Annotated in this window: 16 protein-coding genes; all 16 read right to left on the bottom strand. The window is 37.9% G+C overall.

Features of this window, described 5'->3' with window-relative positions; all coding sequences use genetic code 11:
• Positions 1 to 109 precede the first annotated feature (109 nt).
• From AC0NBN_RS06705 to AC0NBN_RS06630, 16 genes are read right to left on the bottom strand one after another with little or no spacing between them, the layout of a single operon-like run.
• Positions 110 to 826: a hypothetical protein gene (locus tag AC0NBN_RS06705; RefSeq protein ID WP_160813116.1), complete on the bottom strand. Its 717-nt coding sequence runs from the start codon at positions 824 to 826 to the stop codon at positions 110 to 112.
• A complete protein-coding gene (locus AC0NBN_RS06700) occupies positions 819 to 1,661 on the bottom strand; it encodes a M23 family metallopeptidase (RefSeq protein ID WP_160813117.1) in 843 nt (280 codons plus the stop codon). Before AC0NBN_RS06700 ends, AC0NBN_RS06705 begins: the two co-directional genes overlap by 8 nt.
• A 31-nt stretch (positions 1,662 to 1,692) precedes the next feature.
• Positions 1,693 to 3,678 carry a type IV secretion system DNA-binding domain-containing protein gene (locus AC0NBN_RS06695; RefSeq protein ID WP_160813118.1) on the bottom strand — a complete coding sequence of 662 codons (1,986 nt, stop codon included), beginning with the start codon at positions 3,676 to 3,678 and terminating at the stop codon, positions 1,693 to 1,695.
• Positions 3,679 to 3,682: 4 nt separating this feature from the next.
• Positions 3,683 to 3,988 (bottom strand): hypothetical protein, encoded by a 306-nt coding sequence (locus AC0NBN_RS06690; RefSeq protein ID WP_160813119.1) that lies wholly within the window; start codon positions 3,986 to 3,988, stop codon positions 3,683 to 3,685.
• Between the two features lies 1 nt (position 3,989).
• A complete protein-coding gene (gene traN, locus AC0NBN_RS06685) occupies positions 3,990 to 4,859 on the bottom strand; it encodes a conjugative transposon protein TraN (protein ID WP_160813120.1) in 870 nt (289 codons plus the stop codon).
• A gap of 4 nt (positions 4,860 to 4,863) precedes the next feature.
• Positions 4,864 to 6,066: a conjugative transposon protein TraM gene (gene traM, locus AC0NBN_RS06680; RefSeq protein ID WP_160813121.1), complete on the bottom strand. Its 1,203-nt coding sequence runs from the start codon at positions 6,064 to 6,066 to the stop codon at positions 4,864 to 4,866.
• Positions 6,067 to 6,091: 25 nt separating this feature from the next.
• Entirely contained in the window at positions 6,092 to 6,445 is a 354-nt protein-coding gene (locus AC0NBN_RS06675; protein ID WP_160813122.1) for a hypothetical protein, read from the bottom strand.
• Position 6,446: 1 nt separating this feature from the next.
• Positions 6,447 to 7,061, bottom strand: coding sequence for a conjugative transposon protein TraK (gene traK, locus AC0NBN_RS06670; protein ID WP_160813123.1), 615 nt, complete (start codon positions 7,059 to 7,061; stop codon positions 6,447 to 6,449).
• Between the two features lie 21 nt (positions 7,062 to 7,082).
• The gene (locus AC0NBN_RS06665; RefSeq protein WP_160813124.1) at positions 7,083 to 8,318 is read right to left on the bottom strand and encodes a TraJ family protein; all 1,236 of its coding nucleotides are present in this window, start codon (positions 8,316 to 8,318) and stop codon (positions 7,083 to 7,085) included.
• A gap of 2 nt (positions 8,319 to 8,320) precedes the next feature.
• A complete protein-coding gene (locus tag AC0NBN_RS06660) occupies positions 8,321 to 9,151 on the bottom strand; it encodes a hypothetical protein (RefSeq protein WP_160813125.1) in 831 nt (276 codons plus the stop codon).
• 5 nt (positions 9,152 to 9,156) lie between these two features.
• The gene (locus tag AC0NBN_RS06655) at positions 9,157 to 9,822 is read right to left on the bottom strand and encodes a hypothetical protein (protein WP_160813126.1); all 666 of its coding nucleotides are present in this window, start codon (positions 9,820 to 9,822) and stop codon (positions 9,157 to 9,159) included.
• 2 nt (positions 9,823 to 9,824) lie between these two features.
• Positions 9,825 to 10,508 carry a hypothetical protein gene (locus tag AC0NBN_RS06650; protein WP_160813127.1) on the bottom strand — a complete coding sequence of 228 codons (684 nt, stop codon included), beginning with the start codon at positions 10,506 to 10,508 and terminating at the stop codon, positions 9,825 to 9,827.
• Between the two features lie 12 nt (positions 10,509 to 10,520).
• Complete coding sequence (locus tag AC0NBN_RS06645) at positions 10,521 to 11,177, bottom strand: hypothetical protein (protein ID WP_160813128.1); 657 nt, start codon at positions 11,175 to 11,177, stop codon at positions 10,521 to 10,523.
• On the bottom strand, positions 11,174 to 11,428 hold the full coding sequence (locus AC0NBN_RS06640) for a hypothetical protein (protein WP_160813129.1): 255 nt from the start codon (positions 11,426 to 11,428) through the stop codon (positions 11,174 to 11,176). Before AC0NBN_RS06640 ends, AC0NBN_RS06645 begins: the two co-directional genes overlap by 4 nt.
• 46 nt (positions 11,429 to 11,474) lie before the next feature.
• Entirely contained in the window at positions 11,475 to 14,546 is a 3,072-nt protein-coding gene (locus AC0NBN_RS06635) for a TraG family conjugative transposon ATPase (RefSeq protein WP_160813130.1), read from the bottom strand.
• A complete protein-coding gene (locus AC0NBN_RS06630) occupies positions 14,518 to 14,832 on the bottom strand; it encodes a DUF4133 domain-containing protein (protein ID WP_160813131.1) in 315 nt (104 codons plus the stop codon). The genes AC0NBN_RS06635 and AC0NBN_RS06630 overlap by 29 nt, the downstream gene beginning before the upstream one ends.

Here is a 14,832-nt window from a genome sequence, read left to right as displayed (position 1 = left end):
CTAAAAAAGACTAAAAAAGACTAAAAACTGCTGCAAGGCGAAACCCTGAACTAAAAAATAAAAACAGGCACTTTTACAAATACCTGTTTTTAAATATCCTTACAATAAATTATCTTCCTCTGCCTTTTGGTCTGTGTAGTTCTTCTTCCTCCTGCTGCTGTTCTTCCCGGTGCCGATTGGCATCTTCATACATATCTTTATCATTTACATTCAGCTGAACATCGGAATCACCACCTTTAGAGATTTGCTTGTCATCAGGGGAGATACTGTTTACGGAGTTGAGTTCCTTATCGACAATATTCAAATCAACAGCAATATCTTTGGCTATTTCCGGATATTCGTCCATTTTATCGTAGAGAAAATTTTTCAGCTTTTCAAGTTCTGATTTGTATTGATTGGTTTCATCAGTATTATTTCTTTCCACAACGAGTTTTGTAAGCTCCGGAGCATTTTTGATAAAATCCAGTTCCTTTACAGTGCCCGTTTCCCTGTCAAAAACAAATGCCTGTTTTGAAAAGCTCAATTGAGCAGAATGCTTATTGTCATGAACATCATACTGTCCTTTCGTTTCAGAATACTGAATTTTTTCTTTACTCTTTTCCAGTATTTCCGACAGGCTTTTATCCCTTTCCAAAAAGATAACCTTCAGCCTTGTATTGTTTTCTACCAATTGAAAAGTAGCTCTGTTTTTGTCGTTGTCGGCAACAATGGTATATCCTTGCAGGAATTTCTGAATATCATCTGCATTCAGTTTTGTGGAGAATGTAAAATCTTCATTGATGATTCCATATTTCTTTAAATCATCTGTGGGTAATGTGTTATTCATTGTATAGTGTAATTAGATTATTTACTTTTATTAAGTCGTTTAAAAAATGGGCTGGATTAATGCTTTGTCCAAACTCTTTTACTGAAAAATGCAAATGCGGTCCGGTAGAATTTCCGGAATTCCCGCTTTTGGCAATAATGAATCCCGCATTTACCCGCTCACCGACACGATAATAGATTTCGGAAAGATGCAGATAAGCGGTTTCAAAACGGTTAAAGTGCCGGATTTTTATGTAATTCCCACCTCCTTTATTATCCCAGCCTGTTTCGGTAACAATTCCGTCCAGAACCGAATAGACATTTTCGTAATGGGCAGCCAGATCAATTCCGTTATGAAATTTGGACATTCCGAAAATTGGATGTGTTCTCGTTCCGTAAGGTGATGTAATAGATATCTTTCGATGTAATGGCATTCCGATTTTTGAAAAGCTGAGTTCTTTCGGCTCGTCGACAAAATCGTACTGAGTAAACAGACTCCTGTTATTTTGAGGACGGTTCATCATTGTACTTTGAGCGGATAAGATCAGGGAATCCTGTACTTTTTTCATATCCCATTTTTTAGTGTTTGATGCTGAACTTTCCTTAATCATTGCTTTCAGAGAATCAAGTTCATTTTTCAAATCGGATTTTGTGGTAACATTGAAAATATTTTTCCAAGGTTTTTTATCTTTTTTCTCTTTTTCGATTTCCGTGCTTTTACCATTATCCGAATCTGAGGCGATGTTTGTTTCCTGCTTTTTCGGTACAGTCGGCTTCAGTGTGTTGAATTGCCCGAAAACAAAACTTCCGAAAGCAATACAAACAGCGGTCATGTATTTCTGTAAAATTCTGTTCATTTTTTAGTTCTTTAATTTTTGAATTTCTTAATTACCTCACAAGCTCACCAACAATCAGTTCTACTTCCTTATTGATTTTTCTGAAGTTGGTCATCAGAACATCTTCTTTGCGGTTATTTCCTGCTTTGTCCACAAACGAATAATAGGAGGGCATTTTGACGTAGTTGTTTTCCTCTTCTTTAATGGCTTTCATATCAAGATTGATTTTTCCGTTGATAGCAGACGTTTTGTATTCTTCCGTATCGTTTTCCTCCCCCTGTGCAATCATTCCCGCCATTTCTCCGGTTCTGAGTGCTGCGATCTTTCCGGCAGGAATCATAAAATCCATTTTTTCATTAATGCTGGTTGTGGTTCCCTGTTGTGATATGGATTGGGAAAACGATTTTTGCTTGATCTTACCAAACAGTTTTTCGAGCCATTCCAATGTATTCTTATCTCTCGCTGAACCGGATAGAATATTTCCGACAATGGCGGAAATGGTATCAGCAACTTCCTTTTTGTAAAACTGGCGAAGCTGCGGAAGTTCCTGAAGACCTAATAAAACTGCAACCCTGTTACTTCTTGCGGTAGCCACCACATTGTCAATTTTGTGGATGTAGATCGTTGGAAATTCGTCTGCAATAATTCCACCCGGAAGATTGTGCTTGGAATTGATTAATCGTAATGTCCGGTTTAATACTGCGGAATACAACGCTGAGTTAATATCCTGCGTTCCCGGATCGGAAGCCAGGATAATGATGGACGGATTTTCTCTGTCAGTAATTTTCAGTTCCACTTCATCTCCTGAAAATACCCAGAAGCTTTCCTTGGTTGCTAATCGTGAAAGGAAAATTTTGAGTGTTCCTACCTGTCCTTCAAGCTGGTCAAATGCTTTGTTGTCATACGCAGTTTTGAAAGGCGAAAGCAGGGAATACAATTCTTCGTGATGAAAAAGTGTGTCAAAAATTTCTTTATAGCTGCGGTTCATAAAGGAAAGAATATGAGGTAAATCCGAATATTTTCCGTTTTCGTGGGTAGCAAAAAAATAGATGCAGGATGAAAGGAAATTAATGGCAGACTGCGTAAAGAACTGGTCTGATCCACCGCCGGCACTTGCTCCGCCTTTTTGAAGTGAGGAAACCATTGCTTCTGCCATTTCCTGAGCTTCCGCCAATGTTTTTACATATTCTTTCCGGAACGGATTGACTCTTTTTGATTTTTCAACTTCATTCAGGTTGATTACGTGAAAACTATAATTATAGTCAGACTCTTTGCTTTTTTTCAGCAGATAATGATAATAGGCAATCTGCGCTAAATCGGGAAATTTAAAGTCATAAATGCAGAGGCAGAAACCTTTTGCAATCATTTGGCGGATGGCTGGATTAATGACTCCGAAAGATTTTCCGGAACCTGGTGTTCCGATCACCATTGTTCCACGGAAGGGATTCAGATTGATCCAGCCGTTATTCGTTCTTTTGTTAAATCTGAACAGATAAGGAATATTAATGGAGGTATCGGTTTTTACCAATTCCTGATTCTGGGCAAAACTTTCTTCCTCTACGTTCCATCGGTCTTTTCCCATTTTCTGCTGCATCAGCTTTGAGATACTGTCGGCTCCCATCTGAAGAATGACCGCACCTAAAAAAGAAAGAACAGCATAAATAATCTGATAAAGGCTCAGCATTGGAATGACTTTCGGAAAATAGCGGTTATCCGCGAGAATGGTAAAGTAAAGAGAACCGAATATCATGGTTAATCCTGCAAGAATGGGAAGTATAATCGCTTTTACAATATTCAGATCCTGCTTCTTCTTCGCTCTTGTTCCCACTGCAACCAAAGCAATAAGAATCAAGGTTGAGATTTTGGCATTGACTGGAGGATAGAAAATCTGCATTTTCGCAAACCCTTCCAATAATTTGGATACCACAGGAATTTTAGCATGCAGAAAGAATAAGGTGATACAATCCAATGCAACCACTGCATACACCGCTTTTTGCAGGAATCCGTAAATTTTGATCTGATGTTGTTGCTCTTGCATTTTTCTAACTTTTATTTTCTTTTAATTTTACTTTAAGCCTGATCGCAAAATGTTCTTCATTCTCAAAAAATACTTTTGCATTGGGTAAGGCTTCAAAATATTTCTTACCAAATTCGTTCAGTATTCTTTTTTGCCCAACAGATAATCTTTTCTTCTGCATCAGATTTCGAATGGATTCGCTTTCTTCTAATCGCATGGCTGCTTTCTTCTTTTCCAGCAGGTATTCTCCGATATCATCCATTCCAAACGAGATAGCTTCCTTTTTCAATTCTTTAGCCTGAGATTTTGATAATTTTACAGTGTATTCCATATTAAAATGTATCGGCTTTAAGAATATCAGAATAGTTGACCTTCATTTCAATGGTTCGTCCGGAGAGCTGCTCTTCAATAAGGCGGATCATCATCACTTTAGAGTTGGGATATGTGAATTTTTTAAACACATAAATATTTCTGAAATTTTTCCTGAAGTGTTTTTGTGGGTTCAGCTGAAAAAGAGGGTTCATCTCAATACTTTGATTATTCGTAGCCTTATGGATTTTTTTATCTTCTATGGAAAACTTCAAGGCTTCAATATCATAGCTAAGGTTCGTATTATTCTTAAAGGTCATATCCAAGAATATATAATTGTTTATGACATACACATTATTGAGCTGAACGGTAAGCTTCAGATTTTTCTCCTCTCTGATCGGATTTTTTTCTGATTTTTTCTGAATGATGTTCATTGCATATTTTCTCAGTTCGAAATTGGAAAAAACCATTTTACTGAATTCCAGGGGCTGCATATCTTCCGCCTGAATATGGAAATTGGTAACGGTATTCAAACTATTGGAATTTCTGTAAACCGCTTTATACTGAGCAATGAAAGACTGTCCGACAACAGTAATAATTCCAATGTTATCACCATTAAGAAAAGAAGCAGATATTTTTGTTTTTGCCTCCTCATTAGATTCCGGATGATCAGTAATCTTAATTCTGGCAATATTGGCAGCCGGTAAATCTCCGGTAAGCTGATGCGTGGATAAATCCACATATTGAATAGGTTCCGGTGAAATAATATGCAGGTTGATTCCTTCGGTAATTTCCAGTTCCGGTAAATCGGAAATGATCTGTTCTTTCGTTGCGGTTTGTGCGGTTAAAAATTGAGCTGTAAATAACAGCAGGGTATATAAAATTGCTTTCATTTTTTTATTTTTTTTGTTGGTTTTGTGAATCTTTGAGTTGTTTTTCGTCAATCAGGAATACATAAGAATTGTACTTCAGTTTGGCTTTATTGGTTTTGATAAGGTTAGCAATGGATTTGGAAGTGGAAGTAAATAGCTTGGAACCAATGCTGGTAAAAAATCCTTCGCTGCCCATATCCATCTGGGTTCCCTGAACGGAATTGCTTCCCATTTCCCGAATCATCTCCCTGAATACGCTTTGGGGAACATATAGTCCTTTCATTCCGTCCACATCGTAAATGGAAAGGTTAACAGGGAAAATTTCTCCTTTGGTATAGACGGATACGATCTTGAGATCGACTCTCTGCATGGAAAACCCTGAGATTTGTCCGTATAAAATAGAACCTTTATCGAGTTTTCTGTTTGCTACAAAAATGTCTTCCAACAACCGGAACCGGATTCTGCTTCCCAGGAAACCTTTGTTGTTCTCATCAATCACGGCTTTGATAAAACTGTTTTCATTTTCTTTGTAAAAAGCGTTGAACCCGCTGTTAATTCCCGATTTGCTGACATTGAAAGTGGAATTGAGAAACTCATCCATTTTTTCTTTGTTCGCTTTGAGGCGCTGTTCTGCTGCGAGCTTGCTTTGATATTCAGGATCTCTTGATTTTTCCAGGGAATCCATCACCAGCATTTGTTGCTTCAGGTATTTAACAGGATCTTGCTGGACACTTGTCTTTTCTTTTGATGCATCAGTGTAATTATTTTCCGGTTTTCCGTAGGATTTATCATTCAGCATTCTGATGATTTCCGAAGACCTTTTGTAATCTTTATCGTTATTTTGCTGATTCGGATTATAATACGATGAAGGATTCCCTTTTCCCTGATACCCGTTTTGTCTTCCGGATACGGCTTTTAATGAGTCGATTTTTCTTTTCTGGGCTAATGACAGCTGATCTCCGTAGTTTAATAGGCTGTCTTCTTCTTTATTCAGTCCTTCCAGCATGGTTCTGTTATCCTCTTTTTTGAAAAATGCGTCATACGCATCATTTTTCGTCATAATGGAATCCTGTGATTCTCCTAACGAAAGGGAAAGTTCTTTGGGCTTATCTTTTTTCGATGTATCTTCTTTGGTAAACTGAGTTCCTACATATACAAAGAGCAACAGGAACGGCAGTGCCAAAAGAGGCAATACATATTTTTTCTGTTTGAAATCAATTTTTTTCATTTATTTTTTATTTTTAGGTAAATTGCTACTGGTCATTTTTTAATTGTTGAAATTGGTTAAACAAATATTCAATTCTCAGGCTGTCCTCTTTCTGTAAAGCATGGCTGTCCCTTTTTACTTTTAAAGCTTTGAGCTCAGTCACTATTTTTTCCATTTCTTTTTCGTTATTTACCGTTGTATTTTGGTTGGTATTGCTTTTGGAATAAAGAACAGGAGGCTTTATTTTAAATGCGGTTTCAGAGGGAAAGAAAATTCCCTGTATCATTGATATTGCGAAAGAAACCGATAAAAAAAGCATCGAATACGTAAAAAACTTTTTAGGATTATTAACAGCCCAATTCAGCCAATTTTGTCCGGTTTGTTTAAAAAAAGTGCTCATTTTAATAGGAGTTTTTGTTTTGATTGGATAGTTCTTCATTATTAATGATCCGCCAGTTTTTGAGTAGCACACCGTGCGGATTATTGGGACTTCGGATTATATCCTCAAAGAAACCTTCAGTAATGAGTTTTCGGGTGATAACCGATGATTTTCTCGTAATCATCTGTTTTCCGAAAAAAGCGAATTTTTTCTTATCCATATTGACTGCTATCGAATCGGTATGGATGCTGACCATTGAGCTGGAAGCAATAATCTGGTTATAAAATCCTTTTTCCCTTAAGTTGGTATATTCTTTTTTTCCGCTGTCATCAATCAGATACAGCGATTTTTGGATATTGTCCTTTATATAAGCATCATCGGGAGCGAGGGTAAAAAATAACCGGTGAAACAGTTCGATCTGGGCTTTGTACTCCACAGGTCTGTTGAGCAGGACATCGGTTTGCTTGGCAAGTACCGGAACTCCATTGTCCAGAATGTAAATGGATTTTCGGGAATCCTGAATCATCCTGTAAGAGAAGAAAAATCCGGCAATGACAATAAAAGCCGCAAAAGCAATGGTTGAGATCGAAACAATCTTATTGACTTTAATTCTTTGTTCTATGTTTTTGATAAGCATTTTGTTGTAATATTTTTGAAATTATTTTCCTTTTTTCATAGAATCCTGCACTCTTCTTGATGCAGAACCAGCCGCTGCCGATTTTACTGCGGAAGCTCCTCCTGTTTTAACAGCCAATACAGCGGTTTTTGCACTGCTTGCCATTTTTCCTGCGGCACTTTTCATTTTGGTCATCGCTCCGGCTCCTCCTGCTGTTACAATCGTATCGGCAATGGTCGGGGTCATTAAAACTCCGATTCCTGTTACGACATAGGCTACACAGGTAAAAAGCTGGTTATAGATCATTCCGGAATTGCTCACATAGACCAGCAACGCATCTAAATTGGTAATGGTACCGTTCGTTAAGAGAGTGTCGTATCTTTCAATTTCCATCTCGTAACCTGAAGCGATAAGCTGCTGACCGATATTGATAATGGTGTAAGCGACAAAAGTGTACAGGTTAATATTGATAAATTTGGATACCCAGCTGTACAATGAGTTTTCAAATCCCGGAATGAGCGCCATTCCGACAGCAATCGGACCTAAAATGATAAGAATGTATGCCCAGATTTTCTGGATAAAGAAAATAAGATAGACGCAAACCCGAAGAATGGAAAGGCAGACAAATTCTATGAGTTCAGCGACTAATTTCTGCATCTGGAACTCCATTCTGATAGACCATTCTTTAATAGGCTGAATGAGCTTGTCCAATCCTTCGCTGATATCGAACCAGGAATCGTCGGCATCCTTACCTGTATTGTCAATGACATCCTGTTTTGCATCTTCTTCCGCCTTCAGCTTTATAACTGCATCCAGCAATTGCTGCTGCTTTTTAAATCTTTCAATTCTCAGATCATTGACTTCGGATTCGATGTCACTGAAAATGGCTATTCCGGGTTGGGCAATGGCTTCAAAAGGAGCCTGTATCAGATTGACGAATCCGGTCCAGTACACGAGTGTAAATCCAATCAAAACAGGTTTCAGCATAGGGGTGATTTCCCATTCACGGTCACCGGCTGCCATTTGCCAGCCCATATATCCGAGGTACATCAATGCTCCCAGACCGCCGATAGCTCTCCCGACCAATGCAGATCCGGCAGCATTATCCTGTACGCTGTTATCCAGCTTTGTAAAGACCTCCATAAACCATTTCTCAAAAGCACCATCGCCTTTTAAAAACTGGAGCAGGTTACTGTAATCACTGTCTGTCTGGGCAAATCCCATGACAGGCAATAGTATTGCCAACAGGCAACAAAATAGTGTGAGTGTTTTATTCATATCTAATATCTGTGTTTGTATTGCTGCATTGTGTTTTGAACGATTTGTTTATCCGATGCAGGAGTCCACCCAGAAGGCAAAGCGGTGGATAAATGGTTTTTCAGAATATTTTTATAATCTAAAAGCAGCGTGGTCTTATTGTTATATTTTCTTAATTCCTGAACAAATTTTCGCCATCTGATCAGTGTTTCGTGGTACATGATGAATCTTTTTCCTCTCGGCATATCCATAGACCGGGACATTGAATATTTTTCTTTAATCATATCCAGCTCCTCCTGAAGCCTTTTTAATGTTCCCGTAGTATTGAGGGTTTCATACGTCTGCTGATCTTTCAGCCGCCATTCGATAAAACTTTGTGGTGTATCGGGAAATTCGGTAATGGGTTTGAGCATCCGTTTGTAATAGAGCAGCCATAAAGGGTCTGCATCAACCGTAGCGGAAGTCCAGTGGGCAAAATCCTGAACGCTTCGTTTATAAATAGTATCGGATGCCGCTTTTATCTTTTTGGCTTCTTCTTCCTCATATTTTAACTGAGCGTATCTCTGATTCTGTACTCCCGTAGGTTTTAATGGTCGTATATCCTCTCCATCTTTATAATCCCTGTTGATACTCGGCGCCCACATTCCCCAAACCGTAGCATAGGCAAAATTCGTCTGAATGCCCAGGAGATATTTGGGATATGGCCGCCAGTCTCCCCAGCTTTCAAAGGTCATCCTCTTATGCTGGGCAACAATAGAAGGATCGTTCAATCTCTTTACGCTGATTTGCCCGAACACAGAGACTGTGACCAATAAAAATTTAAAAAAGCTTAATTTCCTGAATAGTGTTTCCATAACTATTAATTAAAAATGTATTTGTATTTAGTGATAATGTCTCCGACAATGGCTTTGTCTATATTGATGTAATTACGGAGTACAGGAACCTGATACAGATAGGGAATTTTCTTAGCATTTTCCAATCGTAAAATGATATATAGAATATTCCCGTTGATATTTCTTACCCGTGTAAATATCTTTTCAATGAGCATTTCCCTGTCCATAGCATCCATCAGAAAATCTTTGTCTTCTTTCAAAATATCCTGCGTGACTTCCTGCTGAAGCTTGAGTACCTGTTTACCGATTTCAACATAATATTTTGAAACCAGGACGGCATATTCAGGGTGCTGAGCAGATAAATCCAGCATCTTGTTTGAATTGGTTACGATCTTTCCCAGGTACTGATAGAGATAGATCAGCTTTTTACTTTGTGTCAATGCTGAATTGACATTTTTCAGCTGCTGATATATGTATTCCTGAATCGCAATGATCTGGGTGGTTTTATTATTGATTTCGTCATAAAGCTCTTTCTGCTTTTCATAGGAATCCAAAAACGTCTGTTCACTTGCTAATCGTACAGCATGGTTTTTTGTGATTTGCGTTAATAACTTGTCGTTGATAACAATTTGCTGGCTGTTGACAGAAATTCCTAAAAGCACAAATATTCCAAATGGTAAGAGTTTTTTCATCTTTAAAAATTTTTAATATTGTTCATTATATTTTCCACGACCTGCCTATCCCGATTCACATAATATTGAAATGCTCTTTTGTTACGTAAAACTTTGGCTTTGATATCTCTTATTTTTAAGAGCATGTGGGTGGAGTTTCTGCTTAATGTTTTTACTTCTCCCAAAGCATAATCGAGTAAAATCTTACGTTCTGATTTTTCCATCTGGTTGATAGCTCCGTAAGACAGAATGATTCCAGTTATCAGCCGGGTTACCATTTGCAAGTCATCCACAAACTGTACCTGGGAAGGCAATATTGCTATAATGGAGTACGGAGCTGTATTGATTTCACCAATGATAGCCGTCTGATTATTTGTTATTTTGGTGATTTCCCTGCTCATGGCAATTCCGGTAGGGATCGCCTGAATAGCAAATGACACAATGCGTAATCTGTCCTGAATCTTGGTAACTTTGTTTTTGAAGTCATTCCATTGTGTTCTGTTTATGGCTTCCGTTCCGGCATTGAGGGTCTGTTTCTGCCTCATTTCTTTTTGTCTGTCATGCTCTTTCATTGTGGCATTGATCTCTAAATTCATCATGGGGAAAGAAACATTTTCTTTTTGCCATGCAGGAGTGGAACCACCACTCGAAGAAGTGATAACAACATAAACTGTGGGAATCAACAGGATTTGAAAAATCTTCTTCATCTTAGGTGAGTTTTAAAAATTTCGTTTATACCGGTTCATTATATTTTCCACAATTCCCTTATCGGTATTGATATATCCAGCAAAAGGATTGATGGAATTCCAGAATCCCAATCGGTTTGCCTTTTCGAGTCTTAGCTTTATGGCTAAAAGCCATAGCTTCAGGTTTTTTACATTTTCTGATATGTTATGAAGGATTTTGTAACGATCTCCCGCTGTAGCCAAATTCAGCTCTCCGGAAGCAAGAATGTCTGAAACATCGGTAACGATCTTCAGGCTTTGCTCATAGGTTTTTTGAGAAGCTTTAGTTCCAAAAATGGCATACTGCGGATGTTGAGAAGCCAATTGTACCACTTGTGAGGAATAGGTGTAGCACTTATTCAGTTCTGTGTAAATCTGCTGCACCTGAATTCCATTCTGTAAAGTTCCGGAAACTTCTTTCAACCCTTTCAGTATTTTATTCTGAATGTCGTTGGCTACGACCATCTGGGTTCCTACCCATGCCTGGGCATCTTTTAATTTGGACGTTTCCTCAATGACATCATTCTGTTTGGCTTTCAGGTTTTCCGAATACAGAATCATCGCTGCGGTTACGGTAGGGTCGATGTAAGTGTTTTGGGCGTACAGCAAACTGCCGAATCCTAAAAAAATAATGGTGATCAATGTTTTCATAATGTTTTATATTTTACCGTTTTAATCCATACTTCGTCTTTTTCCCGATAGTCATCAAATGCTAAATCTTCTATACAGCCGGAAAACGTAATCATTATGTCCTGACCTGTCCCTGTATCTATTTTCAGCATGTTTTTTTTAAAGGAATGAGAGAGAATCATTACCTTTTCCCAGGTTGTTATGCGGATTTCATTCTCAAGTGCTGAAATACAGTCAACCTGTTCTTTTTCTTTTTTGATGATCGCTTTCATAGATTGTCTTTTGGCTTATTACTCGTTTACTCCCATTTTTGAATTATCAAGACATGCCGGAATACACAGCGCTACTGATATATTCTTCCAAGGTCTGTTCGTTCATTTCCAGTTCATTTTGTAAACTCTTGAAGATATTCTGACCCTTGTGCCTGGTTTTAAATTCGTGGTAGAACTCAAGAGCTTTTCGGTCTAATGGCTTTTTATAGAGGTTAACCAGGGAAATCATATTTCCCATATCATCCTTAAAGGTTTTTACCTGCTCCGTAAAAATTTCCAGAGCTTTATCAAAGTTCCCATACTCTTTTACATAATACTCCAGGGCAGATTTTTCAGGCTTCTCTGTGGTGTAGGTTAAATACTGCTCAAGGGAAACTTCGTTACCGTACACTTCTCCTTTAGAACCTCTCTTCAGATAAAATTCCTTAAATCGGCTCCTTCCAAATTTGTTGTTGAGATTATTGATCGTGAATATCTTATTTTGCTCCACTTTATTCAGGGAAAGCAGAGAGGCAATCTTGTCAAAATTGTCTTTGAATTTGGTCTGGTCAAGCAAAATGAAGGTATCGGAATTGTTGATGATAGAATCTTTTACCACTGCATTACCGATGATATCGTCCAGTTCCTGAGTGACTACAACCGCTTCACCCCAGAATTTTCTTACCGTTTTGTAGAGATACAGAATGTAACCTCCCATTAATTTTGACGCGATTGCCTTCCACGCTTCCTCAATTATTAAGGCTTTCCTGCGGTCTTTTCTAAGGCGCATTTTCTGAATGAACGTGTCCATAATAATCAGCGTTACAATTGGAAACAGCTTGGGATTATCCTTTACATTGTCGATTTCAAAAACAATGAATGATTCGTCAAACAGCGTATTGTCAGCAGATTCGTTGAGAGTGGTTCCGTATCTTCCGCCTTTGTAGAAATCCTTCAGAACAAATAAAAACGTTCTCAGATTGAATTCTTTTTCGGTAATTCTATGTTTTCTGTTATTTAAGTAAAGCGGGAGAAATTTGTCGCAATAATCATAGAATCCATTAAAGGAAAGTTCTTTTGCTTCTAATTTTTCTTCAAGCTCCTTAATTTTCTTGATAATGGCTTTTCTAAATGATCCATACCATTCTTCGGGTGTTTTTGGCTGTTTGATGATTTCGCTGGATTTAATAAGGATCAATTGGGTTTCATTATAAATTTTCCTTTTTTCTTCATCATTCAACGTTTCGTAAGCTTCATAGACCTTATAAAATTGTTCACTGTCATAGTCAGGATTATTGACATTTTTATCGGGATGATAAAATTTCAGAAGCTTTCTTCCGGCATCTTTCACTTCATCAGAACTTGCATCGAAAGTAATTCCCAGAATATCGTAGTAAGTGCGTTTTCCGTTGGATTCATTCTCATATTCGGCATAAATATCTGCTTCGTGAATGTTGTATTTGCCTAAATACAGAATTAATTCCTCCGAGCTTTTATTTTCATACCACTCGGTTCCCGAATTAAAGTATTGATGATAGTAGGACATCAGGACATTATCTAATATGGATTTCTGTGCTGACGACATGGAAGCATCGGGACCTTGCCAGATAAGGAAAATCAAATTGGTTAAAAATTCTATTTTTTCAATATTGAATTCTTTTTTATCCATCAGGAAAGGATTCATTGTAATCGGTTTTTCTTCCGTGTACTGAATGTACCTTCCGCCTTTGTACTGGCAGGTTCCCGAATAAGAATCTCCGGTATCCACGATCACGACATCATAATTGTAGGTCAGATACTGCTCGACAATATTATTCATCAGGAATGATTTGCCACTTCCTGAAGGTCCTAAAACAAACTTATTTCGGTTATTGATCCTTCCTGTTTTCATTGGTAAATCAGCAGGGTCTACTTTTAAAGGAACGCCCTGTCTGTCCGTAAATCTTAAATAAAAATTGGATTCTTCGCTCAAGGGGTAACTTTCTTTAAAAAAAAAACACAAGGCTGCTTCGCTTGTCGTCATAAATAAATCATACTCCCTGAGTTCGGTTCCGTTGCCCGGAATTGCTGATCGAAAGAGTTCCAGCTGATTGTAGGCATTTTTGGAAACGATGATTCCTTTGGTAAACAGCTTGTTTTCAATCATGGACTGTATATTTTCCATTTTCTCTACTGTTTCTGCGGAAAACAGAATCGAAAAATGGGCATTGACAACCAATTGCCCGTCAATAGCGATGTTATGGAGCAGGGTCTGGATTTCTTCTGCAATGATGGCATTGGACGGAGAATTGTTGGCGGCTCCTTCGTGCTTTTTTTTCTTTTTGTCGAGTTCCCTTTGCTGTTGTGCCTGCGGTGGAATGGTAATCACCTGGTTGTAAATAATCGTTTCGTAATCTTCCAATTCGTTGATAAAGGTGAAATTATCAACGGCTGTTTCTGCGGCAGCTCCATTTCCTCCTAATATGGAATAGGGCTCTATTTCTGAAGGCAGATCAATATTCTCTACATCGACATAGGATATGTTTTTGACGAACCGGTTTCCGATCTGTAAATACTCATTGGTACTTTTAATGTTATTAAAAACAGGAGTATCCGAAAACTGCATCGACAAAACTCCGGAAATATAATATTCAAAATCTTTCTCGAACAGAAACTGAGGTTCGCAATCGCTCTGTTTCAAAAGCATATATACTTTCTGGCATTTGTCACGAAGCTCTTTATAGCTTTTTTCCGAAAATTGGTAATGCTTAGTTTTCTTTTTCAGCTTATCATCAATAATGTCAGTGAAAAAAAGTACCGTTTCAATGGTCTTAAAAAGTCTTCCATCAAAATGTTCTGAATATTTCTGCTGAAGGAACTGGTTGGATTGTTCAGCTGTATATTTTTTTTTTGTGAAAATATCAAGCTTCTGAACAATTCTTCCTTCTCCGATAATGGATACCACCTGATTGAGAACCGTATGGAAATTCAGATAATTATCAGGATCCGCCGAATATTGCTCAACAACGTTCTTTATCCTGATTCCGATGATTGGATTTCCGTACTGTCCGAACAACACGTCAAAATCCCAATTGAAATCTTTTCCGTAATCGTACCCGATAAAAGGAATGCTAAATGCCTGTTTTTTTGTTTTCACCATGTTTTAAAAATGTTTTGTTGTTTAGCTTTTTGGGAAAAATGAATATCTGATCGAAATTTTTGGTTTTATCATACAGACCGTGTTTGTCCTGCCTTTTGAAGATTAAATAAACGCCACCTGCTGTTACGACAAGACCTAATAAAGAACCTAACAATCCGAATTTGGATAATATGAGCGCTGCAATGACACCACCTCCGATGACACCTACTGCATAAAATATGTACTTGCCTTTAAGTCCGAAAAAGACAAGGGGCTTTTTGAGCCCCTTATAAAGATAAAATCCCAT

The sequence above is a fragment of the Chryseobacterium sp. L12 genome (genome assembly GCF_056133985.1).
The sequence above is the reverse complement of the archived record's forward strand: the minus strand, read 5'-3'. Positions and strand labels throughout refer to the sequence as shown.

Bases quoted from the DNA above. Each gene is read 5' to 3' on its own strand.
- AC0NBN_RS06640 (WP_160813129.1), bottom strand. From the start codon at position 11,428: ATGAAAGCGATCATCAAAAAAGAAAAAGAACAGGTTGACTGTATTTCA.
- AC0NBN_RS06700 (WP_160813117.1), bottom strand. From the start codon at position 1,661: ATGAACAGAATTTTACAGAAATACATGACCGCTGTTTGTATTGCTTTC.
- traK (WP_160813123.1), bottom strand. From the start codon at position 7,061: ATGCTTATCAAAAACATAGAACAAAGAATTAAAGTCAATAAGATTGTT.
- AC0NBN_RS06645 (WP_160813128.1), bottom strand. From the start codon at position 11,177: ATGAAAACATTGATCACCATTATTTTTTTAGGATTCGGCAGTTTGCTG.
- AC0NBN_RS06635 (WP_160813130.1), bottom strand. From the start codon at position 14,546: ATGGTGAAAACAAAAAAACAGGCATTTAGCATTCCTTTTATCGGGTAC.
- AC0NBN_RS06690 (WP_160813119.1), bottom strand. From the start codon at position 3,988: ATGGAATACACTGTAAAATTATCAAAATCTCAGGCTAAAGAATTGAAA.
- AC0NBN_RS06665 (WP_160813124.1), bottom strand. From the start codon at position 8,318: ATGAATAAAACACTCACACTATTTTGTTGCCTGTTGGCAATACTATTG.
- AC0NBN_RS06655 (WP_160813126.1), bottom strand. From the start codon at position 9,822: ATGAAAAAACTCTTACCATTTGGAATATTTGTGCTTTTAGGAATTTCT.
- traN (WP_160813120.1), bottom strand. From the start codon at position 4,859: ATGAAAGCAATTTTATATACCCTGCTGTTATTTACAGCTCAATTTTTA.
- AC0NBN_RS06705 (WP_160813116.1), bottom strand. From the start codon at position 826: ATGAATAACACATTACCCACAGATGATTTAAAGAAATATGGAATCATC.
- AC0NBN_RS06630 (WP_160813131.1), bottom strand. From the start codon at position 14,832: ATGGGATTTTATCTTTATAAGGGGCTCAAAAAGCCCCTTGTCTTTTTC.
- traM (WP_160813121.1), bottom strand. From the start codon at position 6,066: ATGAAAAAAATTGATTTCAAACAGAAAAAATATGTATTGCCTCTTTTG.
- AC0NBN_RS06650 (WP_160813127.1), bottom strand. From the start codon at position 10,508: ATGAAGAAGATTTTTCAAATCCTGTTGATTCCCACAGTTTATGTTGTT.
- AC0NBN_RS06695 (WP_160813118.1), bottom strand. From the start codon at position 3,678: ATGCAAGAGCAACAACATCAGATCAAAATTTACGGATTCCTGCAAAAA.
- AC0NBN_RS06675 (WP_160813122.1), bottom strand. From the start codon at position 6,445: ATGAGCACTTTTTTTAAACAAACCGGACAAAATTGGCTGAATTGGGCT.
- AC0NBN_RS06660 (WP_160813125.1), bottom strand. From the start codon at position 9,151: ATGGAAACACTATTCAGGAAATTAAGCTTTTTTAAATTTTTATTGGTC.